6 protein-coding genes and 1 pseudogene are annotated in these 6,468 nt (G+C 58.9%); 1 reads left to right on the top strand and 6 read right to left on the bottom strand.

Translation table 11 applies throughout. The annotated features are described in order from the left end of the window. Positions 1-338, bottom strand: a pseudogene (locus G3N97_RS18660) (iron-siderophore ABC transporter substrate-binding protein); the annotation flags it as partial. 25 nt (positions 339-363) lie between these two features. Next, complete coding sequence (locus tag G3N97_RS18655; RefSeq protein WP_241030666.1) at positions 364-2,613, bottom strand: TonB-dependent siderophore receptor; 2,250 nt, start codon at positions 2,611-2,613, stop codon at positions 364-366. Positions 2,614-2,934: 321 nt separating this feature from the next. Between G3N97_RS18655 and G3N97_RS18650 the strand changes: the two genes are divergently transcribed. Beyond that, positions 2,935-3,726: a helix-turn-helix transcriptional regulator gene (locus G3N97_RS18650; RefSeq protein ID WP_074986901.1), complete on the top strand. Its 792-nt coding sequence runs from the start codon at positions 2,935-2,937 to the stop codon at positions 3,724-3,726. A gap of 348 nt (positions 3,727-4,074) precedes the next feature. Here G3N97_RS18650 and G3N97_RS18645 read toward each other — a convergent pair whose 3' ends face one another. The 4 genes from G3N97_RS18645 to G3N97_RS18630 all read right to left on the bottom strand — a co-directional run bounded on the left by G3N97_RS18645 (position 4,075) and on the right by G3N97_RS18630 (position 6,228). After that, positions 4,075-4,578 carry a lysozyme inhibitor LprI family protein gene (locus G3N97_RS18645; protein WP_205994559.1) on the bottom strand — a complete coding sequence of 168 codons (504 nt, stop codon included), beginning with the start codon at positions 4,576-4,578 and terminating at the stop codon, positions 4,075-4,077. Beyond that, entirely contained in the window at positions 4,565-5,068 is a 504-nt protein-coding gene (locus tag G3N97_RS18640; RefSeq protein ID WP_241030665.1) for a lysozyme, read from the bottom strand. The genes G3N97_RS18645 and G3N97_RS18640 overlap by 14 nt, the downstream gene beginning before the upstream one ends. Before the next feature lie 114 nt (positions 5,069-5,182). Continuing rightward, positions 5,183-5,695 (bottom strand): PAAR domain-containing protein, encoded by a 513-nt coding sequence (locus tag G3N97_RS18635; protein ID WP_205994557.1) that lies wholly within the window; start codon positions 5,693-5,695, stop codon positions 5,183-5,185. Between the two features lie 2 nt (positions 5,696-5,697). Next, on the bottom strand, positions 5,698-6,228 hold the full coding sequence (locus tag G3N97_RS18630) for a PAAR domain-containing protein (RefSeq protein WP_205994556.1): 531 nt from the start codon (positions 6,226-6,228) through the stop codon (positions 5,698-5,700). Between the last annotated feature and the right edge of the window lie 240 nt (positions 6,229-6,468).

The raw sequence follows: 6,468 nt of genomic DNA, 5'->3' as shown, positions 1-6,468 counted from the left end.
ATCGGCGCATGCGCGGGCGTGAGCAGCAGCAGATCGGGACGCAATTGTTCGAGCAATTCGAAATTCGGCTGATACAGCAAGCCGATATCGATCACACCGGCGGGCAGCGGCGGCGCGACATTGGTGCGCCGATACCAGTCCGGCACCGAGGTAGCGAGCGGCGTCACGCCGAGCGTGAGCAGCATTTCGGTGAGCCCGAAATCCATCACGACGACGCGTTTCGGCACCGACGTTCCTCCCGCTCCCGCCACGTCCGCCGCCGCCCGCACCGCACGCGGTCCGAGCGCGCATGCGAGACCCGCGGCGGCGGCCGCCGCGAGCCATTGACGTCGTTGCATGCGCGCTCCCTTCATCGTGAACCGCTTACCATTGATACTTCGCCGTACCCAGCACGCCGATCTTCGAGCCGTAATAGCACGCGCCGCCGGAGCAGTACGCGACATAGGTGCGGTTCGTCAGATTGGTCGCGTTGACCGCGAACTTCCAGTTGCGAAGATCGTAGTGCACCGCCGCGTCGAGCAGCACGACGCTGCTGACGTCGAAGGTATTCGTCGTATCGCCCGCCGACATGCCGATATAGCGCACGCCGCCGCCAAAGCCCAGACCGCGCAGCGCGCCGCTATGCAGCGTGTAATCGGCCCAGAGATTGGCCATGTTGCGCGGCGCCATCGTCAGACGCTTGCCCACCTGCGCAGCCGTGTTCGATTCCAGCACGACCTGATTCAGATACGTGTACGAGCCGAGCAGCGTGAGATCGTCGGTGAGCTGGATATGGCCTTCGAGTTCGAGACCGCGCGAGCGCACTTCGCCGGTCTGCACCGACGAGCCCGGGTGATTCAGATCGGTCGTGGTGACGTTGTGCTGCGTGAGATCGAAAATCGCCGCCGAATAGAGCGCGTTATAGCTCTTCGGCTGATACTTCACGCCCACCTCGTATTCCTGTCCCGTGGTCGGCACGAGCGCCTGGCCCGCGTAATTCACGCCCGTGGTCGGCTGGAACGACTTCGCATACGAGAAGTACGGCGCGATGCCGTTATCGAACAGATACGAGAGACCGCCGCGCCACGTGAACGCGTGCGGCGTCTGGTTTTGCAGGCCCGTGCTCGAACCGCTCGTCTGGATGTTGGTCGAGGTCCAGTCGTTGCGGATGCCGAGCGTGAGCAGCCAGTGACGGTATTCGATCTGATCCTGGAGATACACGCCGAGCTGATCGGTGGCGGTATCCACGCGCTTGGTGGTCGTGTAGATCTGGCCGACCGTCGAGAAATCCGGATCGAACGGATTGAGCGTGCCGACCGAGCCCGAACCCGAATTCGTACCGCTCAGCAGACGCTGGTAATCGACGCCGAACAGCACCGTCTGCTTGACGTCGCCCGTCGAGAATTTCGCCTGCAGCTGGTTATCCATCGCGAACTGGCTCAGGTGCTCGCGATCGAGAAACGCGCTCATGGTGAGCACCGACTGGTTCGTGCCCGCCTTCCACGTGCCGAAGTACGACTGGCGATAATCCACGTCGTCGTGCATGTAGCGCGCGCTCGAACGGAACGTGAAGACGTTGTTGATCTTCTGCTCGAACTGATAGCCGAACGCGTACTGCGTGCGGCGGAAATAATCGGTGTCCGGATTGCCGATGTAAGTGCCCGGGCTGACCTTGCCGTTCGGGTTGTACGTGGCCGTGCCCTGCACCGGCAGCGAATCGAACAGGCCGCCCGCCGGATCGCGCTGATACTGCGCGTAGACCGTGAGGCGCGTGTCGGCGTTCGGCTTGATCGTGACGCTCGGCGCAAAGGCAATGCGCTGATCCTTCACGCCGTCCACCTGGGTGTCGGCGTCGCGGCCCAGACCGACGATGCGCCACAGCACGGTGCCGTCGTTGTCCAGCTTGCCGCCCACGTCGAACGCGGCTTCATAGCGGTTGTGATTGCCGAACTGCAGCTGAACCTCGTTGACCTGATCCTCGGTCGCGAACTTCGACACCATGTTGACGATGCCGGCCGGACTGCCCGCGCCGTACAGCACCGACGACGGACCGCGCATCACATCGATGCGTTCGAGGAAGTAGGGATCGATACGCGGATTGGCGTAATACTGGTCCGCCTGCAGCGCGAGGCCATCGAGATATTCCGAATAGTCGAAGCCGCGTCCGCGCAGCTGGTCGAAGCGGAAATCGGTCGAATCCTGCGAGTAGACGCCCGGCGTGTAACGCAGAGCCTGATCGACCGTGGTCGCGCCCTGCTGATCCATCTGCTCGCGCGTGACGACCGAAATCGATTGGGGCACGCGCACGATCGGCGTATCGGTCTTGGTGCCCGTCATGGTGCGTTTGGCGACGACGCCCGAAGTCGGACCCCTCGGCGACTCGCGCTGCGCGTCGACGTTCACCGCTGGCAGCGTGCCTTTCGCCGACGCCGCCTGGGTCGATTTCGTCGATTGAGCCGATTGCGCCGAGCCGGCGTTTTGTCCGTTTTGAACGCCGCTGGCGTCGTCAGCGGTCTGTGCGTGCGCAACGACCGAAAACGCCAGCGGCATCCCCAGTAATGCGCACCGCATCGGCGAAAGCTTCGTGGACAACCCGTGCAGCCCCGTCATCTTGTTGTTTTTACGTCCCTTCATCGTCGATTCACCAGTTGAATGTTAATGATAATGCTTCTTATTACAATCACAAAAGCTATACTTCCCACGGCGATGAACGTCGCGGGCCAAAGGCGTTTGTGCAGACTTGGGGGACTATGTCGTTAGAGGCGCAGCCGCCGGAGGCCCATGAACAAAGGGCGAGGCCGCGCTGGCGAGGTCAGATGATACAAGTTAGGCCCGCGCAGAGGCAGACGACTTGTCCGATCACCCGGACAACTTTTGTCCAGATGGAACGTTATGGAAGCTTTTTCGACACAAACGGACACTCCACGTACGAAGCCGAGAGGCGGCGCGCAGCCTGTGCCGCCTCCTGCGAAGAGCGATTTACCGACCGTGTTCGGTCAGGCGATCGAGTACGAATCGGGCTCGCGCGAGATCGCGCATACGCACGCGCGCGCGCAGTTGCTCTACGCGACGAGCGGGCTGATCCGCGTGCGCACGCCGGCCGCGAGCTGGGTCGTCACGCCCGATTGCGCGATGCTGGTGCCGCCGCGCGTCGAGCACGAACTGGAGATGGTGGGCAAGGTCGGCTTTCGCACGCTGTACGTCGATCCGTGTCCGGCGATCGGCGGCGACGAAGGCCGACTGCTGCCCGTCAACGGCCTGCTGCGCGAAGCGATTCTCGCGATGGTCGAAGAACCCGCGCGCACGCGCGAGCCGGGCAGTCTCGCCGATATCCTCACGCAGCTGATCGTCAATCTGCTCGCCGCGGCATCGCCCGCCGACGACCAGCCTGGCCGTCTGCCGCTGCCGCAGCATCCGCGTTTGCACCGGATCTGCCAGGCGCTGATCGAGCAGCCCGCCAACAACGATTCGCTCGAACATTGGGGCGACCGCTTTGGCGCGAGTTCGCGCACGCTCGCGCGGCATTTCCAGCGCGAAACCGGCATGCCGTTCGCGAAGTGGCGCGAGCAGATGCGCGTGTCCGAGGCGATGTGCCTGCTGTCGACGCATACGCCCATCGACGAAGTCGCGAGCTGCCTCGGTTACGCCGACGCGAACTCCTTCGCCGTGATGTTCAAGCGCGTGCTGCAGATCACGCCGCTGAAGTATCAGTCGATGATGTGCGCTGCGGGGGCGGAGCCGGCGTGAATCGGCGTGATTTGAACGGCAACACGCGCCAGTTGTCTGAATCATCCTCAGCGTGGCACGTGTTGCGCACCTATGCGTACACCGCCGCGAGGATTTGCGACGTGAAGATAGCCGGACCGCTCATTTGGGAATCGCCTACCCAGGCGGGTTCAATACTCGCACGACAAGCTACGACGACAGGGGCGTAATGTATTGCGTCTTGACCTTCTGTTCGTGGTTCATCGTCCTGACCCCCCATTCAATTAAAAGACACATAAATCGCGTGAATTGCAGAAATCAATTCAAAGGACTTTGGGTTGCCGCATCGCAAAAACGCCCCGTCGAAGCGGGGCGGTTAAAATAATCGAATTACTGACGTACATCCGGGGAAATCAGCTCTTCAATTCTCGAATTCGTAATTTTCTCCATGCATGCGTAAAAATCAATGAAACGTATAGATGCCTCACCAATTTCATACACGTTCGCGTAGCATTGATTATCGCGATAATTTTGCCAGTTTATTTGTGCACGCTTGAAATACGGCAGCGCGACGGGGTTGTGATTTTTTCTAATTTCCATGTCGTTTTTTGCGATTTCCTTTTCATTTTCTTCGACTGCCTTAGCGAGAGTTGCATTCGCTGCTTCAAAACTAAATTGCGCGCACGTTGCCATTTCCATACCTCCCAGGTTTTCGTTTTTACAATGCGCCTTGATCTGGTCCGGCGTCATTCCTGGATACTGCTCGATGGCTGGTTCAGCTTTCCTGTAATCAAAGCTGGCCCCATAGACTGTAGCGGCATCCGCAATTGGCGCGACAACCATATAAGTGGAGATGCCGAACACGCAGACAGGCAAGAACTTAGTGAGTCGCATCGTAAACTCCCGTATCAAACAACCGTGCTTCCCTCTGGCGGCGGCCAGAGACAATGTTAGCTATGAAACCGCGTATCACATCGCGCATCCGTTCGTATTCGCCATGATTCAGAAAGTCTGCCAAGTATTGAGCCCTGGTTCCAGGCCACGGGTCATGGGGTCCGCGACCAGAGCCGGTGTTGAACAATACGGATACCAGTGCATCATATTCGTACTGATATAGCGGCACGTTAACGCTGTTGTTGATCGCTCCTTCGGCAGGCTCTCGATCGTGTCGGAATAGTTCTTTTGCGCGTTCGAGTGTGATGGTTTGTCCCATATGCAGATTGTCGGCGGGCCAAACGCGATGTCCTAAACCGGTCGTTGGAATTCCGTGTCCATCGTCGTATACCTGCAAGATGAAGCCTTGGGAAACGGGAAGGTTGTTTGTATGGTGGTGAAGCACCTGATGATACGTGCCATTGAGAATTCCACTTTCAAGGACGGCCATGAAAGTTATGCCTTGCTGCGAGAGAGTCCAAGGCTTGCATAACCGATCGGTCTGCAAATTAACACACGAATTCGGGTTCGTATTCGTTACTGCGCTTCCAAGTGCGTCAGGCATTTACATTTCCTCTCTGTGCCCAAGATAAACGTGAATCGAAGCAGCGTGTTCCGTTGCATATCGCGCGGTACGGCCTTGCTCGTCGGTGGTGCCGTGTTCAATCTCACCAGTTGATAGCCGCACCGTGTAGTACGTTCCGCGCATCGGCGTGCCGCGCGCGTCGCACAGCGTGAACTGTTCATCGTGGAATGGTTGTATTGCTACGGCGGTGGTCTGTGAGTCGCTTTCGCAATCCTCGGAATAAAAGAAGGGCGATTCACCGCTCGCAAGCACGCGATTTTTGCCGCGTGAGCAATAGACCGGCGCAAGGTCTTTAACGAAGGATTGGCCTTGGTCCATTACGTTATGGGTGGTGCCACCAACCGGCCACACGCCTTTGCAGTTGCCGCATGTTGCCTTGTCTTCGGCCAGCGCGAAGGCTCTACCGTCTTCGTTAAACCAGTCCGATCCCGGCCCGAGGATGGACCCGCCCGTGGTCGTGCGATCGTCTTTCAGTGCAAGTCTGGTAGGCACGACTACTCCTTGTGGCCGATGTACACGGCAATACGGCACTCGCCATCAGTTTGATAGCGCGCGGTATAGCCGTTCGAATCTGTTACGCCTTTCACCGTTGCACCGGACGGCAAACGAACGGTGTAATAGGTATCCGCGAGCGGGTTTCCGGCGCGATCGCATAGCTTGAACCGTTCGTCGTGTGTGGCGCTCTGCCTGTCGAGTAACGCGGCCTGGCTTGCTGCATAACCCATGTCCCCCCATTCGTCCTCCCAACTGTGAGAGGCGCTTGCTTGCGACGCACTGAAAACCGGCGGCGGTGAACACTTGCAGATACAGATATCGTCTTCCAGCGCCTGTTGCTTCCCCCGCATCGTTGCGCTGCGGTGCGGCCCCGCCGACTCGATATAACCGTACGATTTACAGCCTTCGCACCAGACTTTTGCGCCGATAAACGTGATCGGTATCCCGCGATGTGAGCAGTTTTCTGCGCCCTCCAGGACAACACCGCCCGCCGTGGATTTATCGCCTTGTCGCAACAGATAACGCCTCATATGCGTGCCTTCGTTCGATTGCAGGTATGGAAACCGTGCAGATACGCGACCAGCACAGTCACGGCGGTCCCTCCGCCGCTAACCGGTAATCGTCGGATTACGCAAGGGGGCAGACCATCAGACAATCTTTAAAGTGGAGTTTGATTTATCCGTATTGCGTCGCGATCGAAACGCAATTTGACATTCGACAAATTGAGTCCGATATCGCAATTTATTCAGATGCGCAAACGTCGCCCGAAT

It is taken from the genome of Paraburkholderia sp. Ac-20347 (assembly GCF_017104805.1).
In the GTDB taxonomy this organism is placed as follows: domain Bacteria; phylum Pseudomonadota; class Gammaproteobacteria; order Burkholderiales; family Burkholderiaceae; genus Paraburkholderia; species Paraburkholderia tropica.
The sequence above is the reverse complement of the archived record's forward strand: the minus strand, read 5'-3'. Positions and strand labels throughout refer to the sequence as shown.